This window comes from Mesorhizobium escarrei (assembly GCF_935825525.1).
GTDB lineage: Bacteria > Pseudomonadota > Alphaproteobacteria > Rhizobiales > Rhizobiaceae > Mesorhizobium > Mesorhizobium escarrei.
Window position 1 is genome coordinate 25137 of the sequence record NZ_CAKXZT010000133.1, and the last position, 14012, is coordinate 39148.

12 protein-coding genes and 1 pseudogene are annotated in these 14012 nt (G+C 62.5%); 10 read left to right on the forward strand and 3 right to left on the reverse strand.

All coding sequences use genetic code 11. The features are described 5' to 3' along the window. Positions 1-105 precede the first annotated feature (105 nt). Both NMG80_RS19420 and NMG80_RS19425 read left to right on the forward strand, forming a co-directional pair. Positions 106-252 carry a hypothetical protein gene (locus tag NMG80_RS19420; protein WP_254019582.1) on the forward strand — a complete coding sequence of 49 codons (147 nt, stop codon included), beginning with the start codon at positions 106-108 and terminating at the stop codon, positions 250-252. A 41-nt stretch (positions 253-293) separates the two neighbouring features. Beyond that, complete coding sequence (locus NMG80_RS19425) at positions 294-842, forward strand: dihydrofolate reductase family protein (protein ID WP_254019583.1); 549 nt, start codon at positions 294-296, stop codon at positions 840-842. 106 nt (positions 843-948) lie between these two features. Here the strand turns inward: NMG80_RS19425 and NMG80_RS19430 are convergent. Together NMG80_RS19430 and NMG80_RS19435 are read right to left on the reverse strand one after the other, a co-directional pair. Continuing rightward, positions 949-1784, reverse strand: a pseudogene (locus NMG80_RS19430) (alpha/beta fold hydrolase). Between the two features lie 410 nt (positions 1785-2194). Next, a complete protein-coding gene (locus tag NMG80_RS19435; protein ID WP_254019584.1) occupies positions 2195-2845 on the reverse strand; it encodes a hydrolase in 651 nt (216 codons plus the stop codon). Between the two features lie 155 nt (positions 2846-3000). On the opposite strand from NMG80_RS19435, the gene NMG80_RS19440 reads away from it, so the two are divergent. Together NMG80_RS19440 and NMG80_RS19445 are read left to right on the forward strand one after the other, a co-directional pair. Beyond that, on the forward strand, positions 3001-3894 hold the full coding sequence (locus tag NMG80_RS19440; RefSeq protein WP_254019585.1) for a LysR family transcriptional regulator: 894 nt from the start codon (positions 3001-3003) through the stop codon (positions 3892-3894). Between the two features lie 597 nt (positions 3895-4491). Then, complete coding sequence (locus NMG80_RS19445) at positions 4492-5745, forward strand: DUF5996 family protein (protein ID WP_254019586.1); 1254 nt, start codon at positions 4492-4494, stop codon at positions 5743-5745. A gap of 45 nt (positions 5746-5790) precedes the next feature. Here NMG80_RS19445 and NMG80_RS19450 read toward each other — a convergent pair whose 3' ends face one another. Further along, positions 5791-6822 carry a histone deacetylase family protein gene (locus NMG80_RS19450; RefSeq protein ID WP_254019587.1) on the reverse strand — a complete coding sequence of 344 codons (1032 nt, stop codon included), beginning with the start codon at positions 6820-6822 and terminating at the stop codon, positions 5791-5793. A gap of 169 nt (positions 6823-6991) precedes the next feature. Here NMG80_RS19450 and NMG80_RS19455 point away from each other — a divergent pair, with 169 nt between their 5' ends. From NMG80_RS19455 to NMG80_RS19480, 6 genes are all read left to right on the forward strand, one after another. Next, positions 6992-8659 (forward strand): amidohydrolase, encoded by a 1668-nt coding sequence (locus tag NMG80_RS19455; protein ID WP_254019588.1) that lies wholly within the window; start codon positions 6992-6994, stop codon positions 8657-8659. Between the two features lie 125 nt (positions 8660-8784). Next, positions 8785-9879, forward strand: coding sequence for an ABC transporter ATP-binding protein (locus NMG80_RS19460; protein ID WP_254019589.1), 1095 nt, complete (start codon positions 8785-8787; stop codon positions 9877-9879). Beyond that, on the forward strand, positions 9879-10799 hold the full coding sequence (locus NMG80_RS19465) for an ABC transporter permease (RefSeq protein ID WP_254019590.1): 921 nt from the start codon (positions 9879-9881) through the stop codon (positions 10797-10799). Before NMG80_RS19460 ends, NMG80_RS19465 begins: the two co-directional genes overlap by 1 nt. Next, entirely contained in the window at positions 10792-11598 is an 807-nt protein-coding gene (locus tag NMG80_RS19470) for an ABC transporter permease (RefSeq protein ID WP_254019591.1), read from the forward strand. The genes NMG80_RS19465 and NMG80_RS19470 overlap by 8 nt, the downstream gene beginning before the upstream one ends. An 11-nt stretch (positions 11599-11609) precedes the next feature. After that, positions 11610-12644 (forward strand): ABC transporter substrate-binding protein, encoded by a 1035-nt coding sequence (locus NMG80_RS19475; RefSeq protein ID WP_254019592.1) that lies wholly within the window; start codon positions 11610-11612, stop codon positions 12642-12644. A 67-nt stretch (positions 12645-12711) separates the two neighbouring features. Beyond that, complete coding sequence (locus NMG80_RS19480; protein WP_254019593.1) at positions 12712-13908, forward strand: serine hydrolase domain-containing protein; 1197 nt, start codon at positions 12712-12714, stop codon at positions 13906-13908. Positions 13909-14012 lie beyond the last annotated feature (104 nt).

The following is a 14012-nucleotide window of genomic DNA, read 5'->3' on the forward strand; positions in this document are numbered from 1 at the left end:
GGCCTGAACCGAGGGTGTGCAGCGGTTTTGCGATAACGACATGCATGAAACAACACCCTAAAGCGCGTCGCAGGAGGCCGGTCAACGCGACGCGCTTTAGGGCTTGTGGACGAGGTCCTCATCCATGTCGCGCCCGTCCTCATCGGCGACGGCATCCGCCGCTTCAGTCAGAACGGCATGGAGCCGGTCAGGCTGGAGAAGACCGAGGTCCCGGAAGCGGGGCAGATCATGCGCTTCCGCTTCGCTGGATAGGGCCGAGAATCCACAAAGGGATACACGAGGAGGAGTGTTCTATGAGAAAACTGATCATATGGGACATGGTGACCGTCGACGGCTTCTTCGAAGGTCCTGACAGGGACATCAGCTGGTTCGTCTTCGAAGAAGAACTCGAGAACTACATTCGTGAGACCCAGGAAAACGCCGACACGCTGATCTTCGGCCGCGTGACCTACGAGCTCATGACAGCCTATTGGCCGTCCGAGCAAGGCTGGATCGCGGATTTCATGAACAAGATCGAGAAGGTGGTCTTCTCGCGCACGCTGAAAAGCGCCGACTGGAACAACACGAAGCTCTTCAACGGCAATGTCGCGGAAGAAGTGTCCAAGCTGAAGACCACGGACGGCGGAGACATCTTCGTGTTCGGCAGCGCCGACCTCACGGCGACCCTGATGGAGCACGGCCTGATCGACGAGTATCACCTCGGGATCAACCCCGTCATTCTCGGGAAAGGCACGCCGCTCTTCAAGGGCGGGCCGAACCGGATACCCCTGAAGCATCTCGAGACGAAGACGCTCAAGTCAGGTGTTGTCATCCTCCATTACGCGCCGGAGAGCAGACAATGACGATCGATCCACTCTTTGCCGTCAACCAGGCTTGTCGAAATGGGAGGGCCCGGGGAAGCGGCGCTAACTCTTTCACAGGGCTGGGAGCCCCGTCCCCGCGGGCACCTTAGCTGGTGACGAACTCCAGAAGGTCGGCGTTCAGCACGTCAGCATTCACCGTCAGCATGCCGTGCGAGAAACCGGGGTAGGTCTTCAACGAGCCGTTCGGCAGCAGCTTGACAGCCTTCAAAGCCGAGGCGGCGATCGGGACGACCTGGTCGTCCTCACCGTGCAGCACCAGCGTCGGCACGGTGATCGCCTTGAGGTCATCGGTCTGGTCGGTTTCCGAGAAAGCCTTGATGCCGTCGTAGTGCGCCTTGGCGCTACCCATCATGCCCTGCCGCCACCAGTTCTGGATCACTCCTTCATGGACCGACGCGCCCTCGCGGTTGAAGCCGTAGAACGGGCCGGACGGGACGTCGCGGAAGAATTGTGCGCGGTTGCTGGCCAGCGCAGTCCGAAATCCTTCGAAGACCTCCATCGGTGTGCCTTCGGGGTTATCGTCGGCCTTCAGCATCAGCGGCGGAATGGCGGCGACGAGGACGGCCTTGACCACTCGGTTCGCAGGTTCGCCGACCTTGGCCACATAACGGGCCACTTCGCCGCCACCGGTGGAATGGCCGATGTGAACCGCGTTCCGCAGGTCCAGCGCCTCGGTGACGGCAAACGCGTCTGCCGCGTAGTGGTCAATGTCGTGACCGTCGGCGACCTGCTCCGAACGTCCGTGGCCTCGCCGGTCATGCGCGACGACACGATAGCCCTTCGACAGCAAAAAAAGCATCTGCGCGTCCCAGTCGTCGGAGCTGAGCGGCCAGCCCTGGTGAAAAACGATGGGCTGGCGTCCTTGGGACCCCAGTCCTTATAGAAAATCTGTACGTCGTCGTCGGTCGTGACAAAGCCCATGGTGTGTTCTCCTTCTGGAGTGTCGTGGGTGGCAGGCCCCGCGGCACGCGCGGTACCCAGTGAAAGGGCGAAACTTGCGCTGAGCGCCGAGGCCGAGATCAGGACGTCGCGGCGGTTGAGCAGCAGGCCGAGGGTGAAGGTGGGAGGCATCAAGGAGTCTCCGCGAGTTGTTCAAAAGGCGGCGGGTGGGATCACACGCAGTCGCCGCACATGGACGGGTCTGTTGCGGCAGGCCAGATCGAGCCGTTTCGGCGGCAGGCTTCACCGGCTGCCGGATCGGCCGGGGCCAGCATCTGCGCCATAGCATTCATCGCTGACATCACATGGCGTCCCTGTGAGGTGAGGATGGCGAGGGCCGGCAAACGGATCGATTCCGACCCTCACCGCAATGCTCGCCATGCCGGCCCGGGTCAGCCTTCGCTCTGCACCGGCGTGTTGAGAAGCTGCTGCTCCCAAAGATACGCGATGCCGCTGCCGCCGAAGTGCTGGATGAGAATCTCGGTCAGCTCCTCGACATGCTCGGTGCGCGCCCAATTGCGTTGCCATTCGCCAGCGAGCGCCATCACGGTCATCACGTTCGCGCCGGCCGCGGCCATGCGCTGGATGGCAACTTCGTGAGACTCCTTCGAAATCCCGCCCGACGCGTCGGTGATCACGGTCACGTCCCAGCCTTCGCCGGCGGCCTGGATGACAGGCATTGCGACGCAGACCTCGGTCCACAGGCCGGCGATGATCAGTTGCTTGCGGCCGGTCGCCTTGACGACGTTCACCACATTCTCGTCCTGCCAGGTGTTCACCCAGGTGCGATCGATGACTTCCTGGTCCGGAAATACGTCGGTGATCTGTTTAAAGAGAAGTCCACCGCGCGCCGCGATCACGCTGGTGAGAATGGTCGGAACATTGAAGGCTTTTGCCAGCTTCGCCAGCGCGGTCGTGTTGTTGACCACCATATGCGGATCGTGGCTGTTCAGGTTCGCGAGTTGATAAGGTTGGTGATCGATCAGAACGAGGACCGAATCTTCGGGACGAAGAAGCGAATCGAGGCCGTTACGAGGGGTCATCAAGACTTCCTTTCTCTGCCGCTATGGACGGCGATGGGTTCACGGGAGACATGCGTCAGCGGGCGACGTTGCCTGGACGCAATTTGCTGTTCCTTTTGGTGATGCAGTAGTGCCATAGTCAGGCAAGCTGTGTCGCGAAACGAGGAACGCCGAAATTGGACATCGAAGATCTACAGACATTCGTCGCAGTGGCCGATGCCGGGGGCGTATCGGCCGCCGCGCGCCGGCTTGGCGTCTCCAAGTCAATCGTCAGTCGACGGCTCGTTCGGGTTGAAGCAGAGCTTGGCGTTCAGTTGCTTGCACGAACGACCCGCGGCGCCGCGCTCACGGAAGCGGGGATCACGTTCAGGGACCATGCGGCCAGAGCCAGCGCCGAGATCGACACCGCCAAGGAAACGATCCTCCCGACCGGCGACCTTCGCGGCCGCCTGAGGGTTGCCATGCCGCTTACTTTCGGCCCAACCCACTTCGCCCCGGTGCTCGCGGAAATGGCGCGCCAGCACCCGCAGCTTCACATTCATACCTCCTACAGCGATCGCTTCGTCGATCTCATCGCAGAGGGTTTCGATTGCGCGATCCGGGGCGCCTACCTTCAGGACTCCAACCTGATCGCCAAGCGCGTCGGGCCGATCCATGGAAAGCTTGTCGCCAGCCCGGATTATGTCGAAGCGCACGGATCACCCGAAACGCTGGACGAACTCGTCACCCATCAGGCCCTCATGCAGGGAACGGAAGCCTGGCAGTTCATGGATGGCGACAAGATCGTCACGGTCCAGCCGCAGGGCAGGTTCAAGGCCGACAGCGCCACGGCGCTCGCCGCTGCCGCGGCGGCAGGTCTCGGCATCGCCTGGCTCCCCGATTGCATCACACATGAATACGTCGCCTCCGGCGCGCTGGTCCCGATCATGACACGCTATCCGGTACCGCCGGGGGCCGCGTATGTCGTCCGCCCGCCGGGGCAGCACCCGGCACGGAAGATACGCATACTCACCGAAATGCTGATCGAGCATTTCGAACGAAATCCCCATCTCTGGGGTCTCGACCGGTAAAGCGCTGACATCCGCGAAGCCTTGGCAGACGAGGCGCTCGCCTGCGGGCCACCGGGCCTCAGAGACCGTTTGGAAACTCTCCTCTGGCGGCCATCTGATGGCGTTTTCTGCGCATCCGGTGCTCACGGACCAGCGCATGACCCCGGAAACCGATTTCGGTTTCCGGAAAGGATCATGCGCAAATGCAGAGTGTTAGAGCGTCCTTTGCGCGTCCAATTGGACGCGCGACGCTCTAATGTCCGCTGCGCGCCGGTTCTCGAAACCACCACCATATGACTCGCCAGAGCGAATTTCGAAACAGTCTCTCAGCGACATCATTGGCTGCACGTTCCACTTTCCGCGACACAGCTTGGCGCGTTGCGTGGCTAGCTGCGGAGACGGCCGCTCGCTAGTTCGGGCCGTCGTCGGGCGGGTAGCACTCAAGGTCGAATGGCGCGCTGAGAACAAGGGACGCTTCGATCTCCCGATCGATGAGCGCATATTTCTCTTCCGGACTGACCGGCGCTGATAAGGTGATCGCGCGGACGCGGCTCGGGCGGTCGAGGACGACATGAACGATGTCGCGTGCCGATTGAATGCAGGATGGAGACAGCGAAAATGAGCAACAGGTGGCCCCACCTCGACTACCTCGGTTGGCGCGAGACGTGCTCCGCGCTGCATCTTTATTTGCAGATCGCCGGCAAGTATCGGCTGGCTCATACTCCGTGGCTCAACCATTCCTGGAACGCGACCTTCTATGTCACGCCTAACGGCCTGACATCCTCGCCGATCCCCGACGGCCCTGGCATCCATATCCTGTTCGACCTTCGAGACCACATGGTGATGGGCGCGAGCGGCGACGGCCGCAAGGCGTCCTTTGCGCTCGGGCCGACCACGGTCGCGGCGTTCCACGCCAGCTTCGTCCGGCTGGTTTCCGAACTCGGCGGCACGCCGACCTTCAACGGCCAGCCGAACGAAGTGCCGAACCCGGTGCCGTTCAGCGAGGATCATCGCGAACGGCCCTATGACCGCGACGCCGTTCAACGCTTCCATTACGCGTCGATGGCGGTCGACAGGGTCTTCAAGACGTTCCGGACCTCCTTTCTTGGCAAGTCCAGCCCGGTTCACCTGTTCTGGGGCGCTCTCGATCTGGCCGTCACGCGCTTCTCAGGGAGGCGTGCTCCTCTCCATCCGGGCGGCATTCCGGCATTGCCGGACCACGTGACGCAGGAGGCCTACGACCGCGAGGTCTCCTCGGCAGGCTTCTGGCCGGGCGGCGGCGGCATCGATTATCCCGCCTTCTACGCCTACGCCTATCCGACGCCGAACGGCTTTCGAGGCGCATCGGTCCGGCCGGATGCGGCGTCCTGGCATGACGGCCTGTCGGAGTTCATCCTGCCCTACGATGCCGTGCAGTCGGCGGCCGATGGCGACGAGACCCTATTGGCGTTTCTCGTCTCGACCTACGAGGCGGCCGCCGATCTCGGAGGATGGGACCGCGATCTGCTGGAGTGCCTGCAAGGGCGGCCGGGTCAGGTGCGGCCACCACACGCCGAGCTGCCGAAGAAGGCCCCTTCATCGACCGACGAAAACGTTGAACGGGAGGATGGCACATCCAAGGGACGCTACCGGATGGTCATCAATGGCGTCGAAGCCGAGATGACTTATAGCCGGGCCGGCGAAGGATTGATCATCATCGACCATACAGAAGTTCCAGCAGCCTTGCGGGGCCGCAAGGTCGGCGAGCAAATGGTGCGCCAGGCGGTCGAGGATGCACGACGCGAAGGGGTCAATATCATTCCGCTTTGTCCGTTCGCAAAAGCGCAGATCGACCGTCATCCGGAATGGCAGGATGTGCTTCCTCGGTCATAGGCTGCCAACAGCACTAATCCGACCACGCGCATTGCGGCGCATGCATTACCGATCCTCGAATCCGGTCAGCACGCCGACGGCATTGATGCCGACTTCCTCGACGGCATAGCCGCCTTCCATGACGAACAGCGTCGGCAGGCCGAGCTTGGCGATGCGACGGCCAATCTTGGGATAGTCGGCGGTTTTCAGCTTGAACCTGCTGATCGGGTCCTTCTCGAACGTGTCGACGCCGAGCGAGACGACAACGACTTCGGGAGCGTAAGCCGCAAGTTTTGCGCAGGCGTCCTCCAGCGAAGCATTCCAGGCATCCCATGTGGTGCCGAACGGCATGGGGTAGTTGACATTGAAGCCTTCGCCGGCGCCGGCGCCGCGCTCGTCGGCATGGCCAAGGAAGAACGGATATTCGGTCATCGGGTCGCCATGCAGGTTCAGCACCTGCACGTCGCCGCGGCTGTAAAATATCTCCTGCGTGCCGTTGCCGTGATGGTAATCGACATCGAGGATCGAGACACGCCTGGCGCCCTGGTCGCGGAACCATTGCGCGGCAACCGCGGCGTTGTTGATGTAGCAATAGCCGCCCATGAAGGCAGCACCGGCATGATGGCCGGGCGGGCGGCAGAGCGCGAAGGCTGATATCTCGCCGCCCTTGACCAGGGCGGCTGCGGTCAGCGCCACATCATAGGACGACTTGATCGCCTCCCAGGTGCCTTTGACGAAGCTGGCGCCGCCGTCGAAGGAGTAAAAGCCAAGCAGCGCATCGATGCTTTGGGGGCGCACATCGCCGCGCAGGCCGCGCGTCGGCCAGGTGAAGGGGAGGGCCGAGCCGGTCCGTCCGGACGCTTCCCAGAGCGGCCATACCGTCGGCAGGAAATCGATGAACTCGCTGGTATGCACCTGCCTGGCGGCAGCGAGGTCGTGCGTGGCGGGCGGCAGGATCGGGCCGAGCTTTTCGCTCTCCACCCTCGCCTTGATGAACTCGGCGCGCGAGGGCTTCTCGAAGGCCGGCACGATGGCGCCGGAAATGAGCTCGAAATTGCCGGCATGACCGGCGTGGAGAGGGGAGAAAACAGTCTTCATTTTGGCGGCCGGCTCGCTCTTCGGGTTGCGTATCCGTCATTGACGGATTGCTTTGTGGCAGAGAGTTTTAGCGCCGCCAAGAGGCATCCAGACAGTTGTTGCGAGTGGCAGCGGGACGGCTTGCCAGACGCCAAGACTCTGCTAGCCTAAGCTCAAACGGGAGAAAATTATGCCGCCATCGGCCGATCTGATCGTCGAGAACGCCAGCATATTGACGATGGATCCCGATACTCCCCGCGCCGAAGCCATAGCCATCAAGGGCGGCGAAATCATTGCGATCGCAGATCGCGCGACCGTGCTGGAGCACAAGGGACCCGGCACGCGTGTCATCGACGCCGAGCGCGGCTCCGTCGTCCCCGGCTTCATCGAGGCGCATATGCATCTTTTCGCCGGCGCGGCCGAGCTCGATCATCTCCAGCTGATGGGCGTCCACGGTTTCGAGGCGCTTTGCGACGCTGTGCGCAATTATGCCGCAAAGCGGCCGGACCTATCCGTCCTGCAGGCGCAAGGCGCCGACTACACCATCCTGTCGGCGACGGAGCGGGTCAGCCGCCATCACCTCGACCGGATCCTGCCGGACCGGCCCTTCGTCATGGCCGCGCCCGACCACCACACGATGTGGGCGAACACCAAGGCGCTGGAACTGGCCGGCCTGCTGAGAGGCAAGCGGCTTGGTCCCGGCAACGAGATCGTCATGGGCGACGACGGGCTGGCCAGCGGCGAATTGCGCGAGGGCGAGGCTTTTGGGCCACTGATCGCGCTGGCCGGCGAGGAGCATGTGCGGCTCGGCCTGGCCACCGGCGGCGAGCCGGACCCGAAGCCGACGCCGTCGGAGCAGGCCTCCGATCGGGCGATCATGCGCCGCGGTCTGGAATGGTGTGCCAAGCACGGCATCACCTCGATCCAGAATATGGACGGCAATCTGCACCAGCTCGAACTCCTGTCCGAGATCGAGGCCGAGGGCGGCTTGCTGTGCCGGGTGCAGGTGCCGTTCCACTACAAGAACTTCATGACGCTCGACATGCTCGACAAAGCCTCTGATATGGCTGAGCGCTACAATGGCGAATGGCTGTCGTCGGGTATGGTCAAGGTGTTCTACGACGGGGTGCTCGATTCTTGGACGGCGGTGATGGTCGAGCCCTATGCGGACCGTCCGGATTGGCTGGGCGAGCCGCTTTTCACGCCGCAGCAATTCATCGACCTTGCCGTGGCCGTCGACAGGCGCGGGCTGCAGATGGCGGTGCACTCGATCGGCGACGGCGCCGTGCGCGCCGTGCTCGACGGCTATGAGGCTGCACAGAAACAAAACGGCAGGCGCGACAGCCGGCACCGGGTCGAGCATATCGAGGTGGTCACCGCCGCCGACATACCGCGCTTCGCAAAGCTTGGCGTCATTGCCTCGATGCAGCCGCCGCATCCGCCGGGCAGCATGGGCTTGCCGCTGGAACCGACAGTGTCGCGCATCGGGCCTGCCCGCTGGCCGCTGAGCTATGCATGGCGGACACTGAAGAATGCCGGTGCGCGCATCGTCTTCGCCTCCGACTGGCCGGTGTCGCCGATCGATCCGATCCTAGGCATTCAGGCGGCTGTGCTGCGCAAACCATGGGCAGAAAGCGATCCCGACCAGAGCTTTTCGTTGCATGAATCACTTGCTGGCTACACGGTGGAAGGCGCCTATGCCGAGTTCATGGAGCATCGCAAGGGCCGCCTGAGGACAGGTTTTATGGCCGATCTCGTGGTGCTCTCAGCCGACATCGAGGCGACCGCGCCGGAAGCGCTGCATACGGCGCGGCCGATGACGACGATCTGCGGCGGCAAGATCACCTACCAGGCCTGACGGTGGCACGGGAATTGCGTTCTGGATCGACATTCAGACGTAGGCTTGCCAAGCCATCCGCCGTGTGCTGTCAATCGAGTGGGAACTGATCCGCCCAGAAGAGCGGACACAAGAATGGGGTAATCGTGCCGGAACAACCGGGTAGAAGTGCAATTGAAGTTCGTGGCGTCCGCAAGGTCTTCGGTACCGGGGAGTCACAGGTCGCCGCCCTCGACACGGTTTCGGTGTCGATCCGCGAAAATGAGTTCTTCACGCTGCTTGGTCCGTCCGGCTGCGGGAAGACGACGCTTTTGCGGCTGATCGCCGGCTTCGATTTCCCCAGCGCCGGCGAGATCCTGCTGCATGGCCAGGACATCGCGCCGCTGCCGCCGTTCAAGCGGCCCGTCAATACCGTGTTCCAGAATTATGCGCTTTTCCCGCATATGACGGTGGCCGAGAACATCGGCTTCGGCCTCGAAATGCTCGGCAAGCCCAAGGCCGAAGTCAAGGCGCGGGTCGCCGAGATGCTGAAGCTGGTCAAGATGGAAGCGCTCAGCAACCGCCGCACCAGCCAGATTTCCGGCGGCCAGCAGCAGCGCGTGGCGCTGGCGCGTGCCTTGGCGCCGCAGCCGAAAGTGCTGCTGCTCGACGAGCCGCTGTCGGCGCTCGACCTCAAGCTGCGCAAGGAGATGCAGATCGAGCTGAAGCGGCTGCAGCACGAGACCGGCATCACCTTCATCTTCGTCACCCACGACCAGGAAGAAGCGCTGACCATGTCGGACCGCATCGCGGTGATGTCGTCGGGCAAGATCCTGCAGGTAGGCACGCCATGGGATATCTATGACAAGCCGGCCGAGCGCTTCGTCGCCGACTTCATCGGCGAAACCAATTTCCTGACGGCAGCCATATCAGGCATGGGCAACGGCAAGGCACGCGCAACGCTCAAATCCGGCGCGACGATCGACGCGACCGTGGCTGAAGGCTTCCAGCCGAAGGACAATGCCACCGTGGTGGTCAGGCCCGAACATGCCAAGCTGACCAGCGGCAAGGGCGACCTGTCGGGCACGGTCGAAAACATCGTCTATTTCGGCACCGACACGCACATTCATGTTCGCCTGGACAGCAGCGAGACCTTCACCGTGCGCCAGCAGAACACGCGCAGCGCCGGCTGCGGTTTCGAGCGGGGAGACAAGGTCGGCATTTCGATCGGCAACGACGCCGCGCAAGTGCTGAGGGATTGATGGCGAGCGCGGAACAGGTCGCCAAGGACGCCGAACGCCGAGAGATCCGCGATCGCTGGCTGCTGTCGGCGCCGGCACTGATCATCATCTTTCTCGCCGCGACTGGCCCACTGCTGATCGTCGTTGTCTACTCATTCCTGACGCCTGGGCCGTATGGCGACGTGGTGTGGAAATTCTCGACCGACGGCTGGCTGTCGGTGCTGATGCAGCGTGACATCTTCGATGACACGCTGGCCTTCGCCGACGCGCATCTGTCGATCTTCTGGCGCTCGGCCAAGCTGTCGTTCATGACAACGATCTTGACGCTGCTGTTCGGCTTCCCGACCGCCTATTTCATCGCCACCCGGCCGGCGCGCCAGCGCGACATCTGGCTGTTCCTGATCACCATTCCGTTCTGGACCAATCTCTTGATCCGCACCTTCGCCATCCAGGAGGTGATCCGCAACGAGGGCATCGCCAACACGGTGCTGATCAAGCTCGGCATCATCAGCCAGCCGATCCAGATGATGTTCACCGATTTCGCGCTGATGGTCGGCATGACCTATGTCTATCTGCCGCTGATGGTGCTGCCGCTCTATGCCAGCATGGAAAAGATCGACTTCCGGCTGGTCGAGGCGGGTTACGACCTCTATGCCAACCGCTTCCAGGTGCTGAGGCGGGTCATCATCCCGCTGGTCAAGCCCGGCATCATCGCCGGCTCGATCCTCGTCTTCATCCCGGCGCTGGGCGCCTATGTCACCCCGCGCGTGCTCGGCGGGTCGAAGAATATGATGCTCGGCAATCTGATCGAGCTGCAGTTCGGGCAGGGCCGCAACTGGCCGCTCGGCTCGGCGCTGTCGCTGTCTCTGATGGCGATCGTGATGGTCGCGCTGCTCCTATATGTCCGCGCCGTCGGGCGCCGGGGTGGCGCGCATGGCTAGCCGCTTCGACATCCGCCGGCAGACCGGCTTCACCACCATCGCCATGATCTGCTTCTTCGCGCTGTACCTGCCGATCGTCACGCTTGTCGTCTATGCCTTCAATTCAGGCAATTCGATCGCGGTCTGGGAAGGCGTGTCGCTGCGCTGGTTCTACCAGGCCTGGAACAACGACCAGGTCGTCGATGCCGCCATCCGGTCGCTACAGATCGCTTTGGTCGCCGCGACTGTTGCCACCATCGTCGCCACCATGGCTGCACTCGCCACGACACGAACCAAGCCCTATCCCGGCCTCGGCTTCAAATACGCCTTCATCAACCAGCCGCTGATGGTGCCGGAGATCGTCACCGCGGTGGCGCTGCTGATCTTCTTCTCGCGCATCAAAATCTGGACCGGCTATTCGGGGCTGGGCTATTTGATGGCGGCGCATACCGCCTTTTGCATTCCCTTTGCCTATCTGCCGATCCGGGCGCGGCTCGAGAGCATGGACCTATCGTTGGAAACCGCGGCGGCCGACCTCTACGCGACACCCTGGAAGGCTTTCCGGCGCGTCACCTTTCCGCTGCTCTGGCCAGGCATCCTTGCCGGGCTGATGCTGGCCTTCGTCATCTCGCTGGACGACGTCGTCATCACCGAGTTCGTCAAGTCGGGCGGCCAGGACACGTTGCCGACTTACATGCTCGGCCAGTTCCGGCGCTTTATCACGCCGGAAATCAACGCAATTTCGACGGTGTTCCTGCTGATCTCGATCTTGATCGTCACCGTCTTCTTTTTCATCAGCAGGAAAAAGGATCACGAGTGACAGGAGAAACGATGAAGTGGAAACTGACTGCGACGGCACTCAGCGCCGCGCTTTTCGCCTCGGCGGGGCTCGCCCGCGCCGATGGCGAACTCAACATCTACAATTGGGGCAACTACACCAGCCCCGAGCTCGTCAAGAAATTCGAGGAGACATACAAGGTCAAGGTGACAGTCACCGACTACGACTCCAACGACACCGCGCTGGCCAAGATCAGGCAGGGCGGCAGCGGCTTCGACGTCGTGGTGCCTTCGGCGAGCTTCGTGCCGATCTGGATCCAGGAAGGGCTGCTCCTGGAGACAGAGCCGAACAAGATGGAGAACTTCAAGAACATGGATCCGAAATGGGTCGATGTTCCCTTCGATCCGGGCCGCAAATACACCGTGCCGTGGCAGTGGGGCACGACCGGCGTCACGGTCAACACCTCGGTCTACAAGGGCGATCCCAACACCTCGGCGATCTTCATGGATCCGCCGGCGGAACTGGTCGGCAAGGTCAACGTCGTTCCCGAAATGGCCGACGTCATGCATCTCGCCATCAGATATATCGGCGGCGAGCCGTGCACCGGCGACAAGGAGGTGCTGAAGAAGGTGCGCGATGCGCTGGTGGCGGCAAAGCCGAAATGGATCTCCATGGATTACGGCACGGTCGAGAAGTTCGCCAAGGGCGACTTCGCCGCCAGCGTCGACTGGAACGGCGCATCGTTCCGCTCCCGCCTGCAGAACAAGGACATCGTCTATGGCTATCCGAAGGAGGGCTATCCGATCTGGATGGACAATCTCGCGGTGTTGAAGGACGCCAAGAACGTCGAGAACGCCAAGCTGTTCCAGAACTTCGTCATGGATCCAAAGAGCGCCGCGATGATCTCGACTTTCGCGCGCTACGCCAACGGCATCAAGGGGTCGGAAGCCTTCATGCCTGAGGACATGAAAACGGCGCCGGAGGTCAACATCCCCGCCGAGTTCGCCGATAAGGGCAAGTTCATGCTGAACTGCGCGCCCGACGTGCAGGCACTCTACACCAGGATATGGACCGAACTGCAGAAGTAATCGCATTGTGACGGACCCGGCGGCGGGTGCCGCCGGGTCCGTTTTCATGTTTGCCGGGATGCATCTCATGACTTCCTACCGCAACACCGAACCGGTGCCGCCGATCATGCAGGGCTCGCCGCCCAAAATGGTGCCGCCGAAGCTCGACTGGGACAGGGGACCATGGAACCGCTGGGCGTTCCAGCACATCCGCGAAATTCTGCCGACCGTCGAAGTCTGGCGCGGCAATGGCCATCGTCGCCGGTTCGAGCGAGCCGAAGTCGATCTCGATGCGCTGCCGGTGAGCGACAGCACGGGCGCACCGACGACGCTGGCCGGGCTGCTGGACGAAACCTATACGGACGGATTTCTCGTGCTCAAGGACGGCAAGATCGCCTATGAGCGCTATTGCAACGGCATGACCGAGCGCACGCTGCATTTGTCGCAGTCGATGGCGAAATCGGTTACGGGCTCGGTGTTCGGCATACTGGCCGGGCGCGGGCTGATCGATCCGGCCCTGCCGGTGACGACCTATTTGCCGGAGCTGGAAACTACCGGCTGGGCCGGTGCCAGCGTGCAGCATGTGCTCGACATGACGACCGGCGTGCGCTTTTCCGAGGAATACACCGACCGCTATTCCGACATCGGTCAGGTCGATGTCGCCAGCGGCTGGAAACCGGTGCCGCCGGACAGCGATCCGGCCTTCGAATGGCCGTCGCATATGTTCGAATTGATCCTGCGGCTCAAGGAGACAAGCCGGCCGCATGGCGCTGCGTTCGAATACCGTTCGATCGAGACCGACGTGCTCGCCTTCATCATGGAACGAATAACCGGCAAGCGGCTGGCGCAGCTGGTTTCGGAGGAACTCTGGCAAAAGCTTGGCGCGGAGGAAAGCGCCTGCTTCACTGTCGACAGCGCCGGCTACGCCATCGCCGACGGGGGTTTCAATGCCACGCTGCGCGACTATGGCCGCTTCGGCCAGCTGATCCTCGACAATGGCGGCGGCGTGGTGCCGGCCGACTGGATCGAAGCGACGCGCAACGGCAGGCACGGACAGGACTTCAATCCCAGCCTGCCGGAAGGCAGCTACCGCAACCAGTTCTGGATCGAGGATCCGCGCTCACGCGCGCTGATGTGCCGGGGCGTGTTCGGCCAGCTGATCCATATCGATTGGAACACGAGAATGGTGGTGGTGAAGCTTTCGAGTTACCCGGATTTCACCGACATCGCCTACTCGGTGGCGACGATGAAGGCCGTGCACGCGATCGCCGCCGCGCTGGCCTAAGAGACCGTTTGGAAACTCTACTCTGGCGGCCATCTGATGGCGTTTTCTGCGCTTCCGGTGCTCACGGACCCAAATGTCCGCTGCGCGCCGGTTCTCGAAACCAC

Excerpts from the sequence above, each read along its gene's own strand:
- NMG80_RS19445 (WP_254019586.1), top strand. The coding sequence starts at position 4,492 with ATGAGCAACAGGTGGCCCCACCTCGACTACCTCGGTTGGCGCGAGACG.
- NMG80_RS19465 (WP_254019590.1), top strand. The coding sequence starts at position 9,879 with ATGGCGAGCGCGGAACAGGTCGCCAAGGACGCCGAACGCCGAGAGATC.
- NMG80_RS19455 (WP_254019588.1), top strand. The coding sequence starts at position 6,992 with ATGCCGCCATCGGCCGATCTGATCGTCGAGAACGCCAGCATATTGACG.
- NMG80_RS19480 (WP_254019593.1), top strand. The coding sequence starts at position 12,712 with ATGACTTCCTACCGCAACACCGAACCGGTGCCGCCGATCATGCAGGGC.
- NMG80_RS19470 (WP_254019591.1), top strand. The coding sequence starts at position 10,792 with ATGGCTAGCCGCTTCGACATCCGCCGGCAGACCGGCTTCACCACCATC.
- NMG80_RS19425 (WP_254019583.1), top strand. The coding sequence starts at position 294 with ATGAGAAAACTGATCATATGGGACATGGTGACCGTCGACGGCTTCTTC.
- NMG80_RS19435 (WP_254019584.1), bottom strand. The coding sequence starts at position 2,845 with ATGACCCCTCGTAACGGCCTCGATTCGCTTCTTCGTCCCGAAGATTCG.
- NMG80_RS19475 (WP_254019592.1), top strand. The coding sequence starts at position 11,610 with ATGAAGTGGAAACTGACTGCGACGGCACTCAGCGCCGCGCTTTTCGCC.
- NMG80_RS19450 (WP_254019587.1), bottom strand. The coding sequence starts at position 6,822 with ATGAAGACTGTTTTCTCCCCTCTCCACGCCGGTCATGCCGGCAATTTC.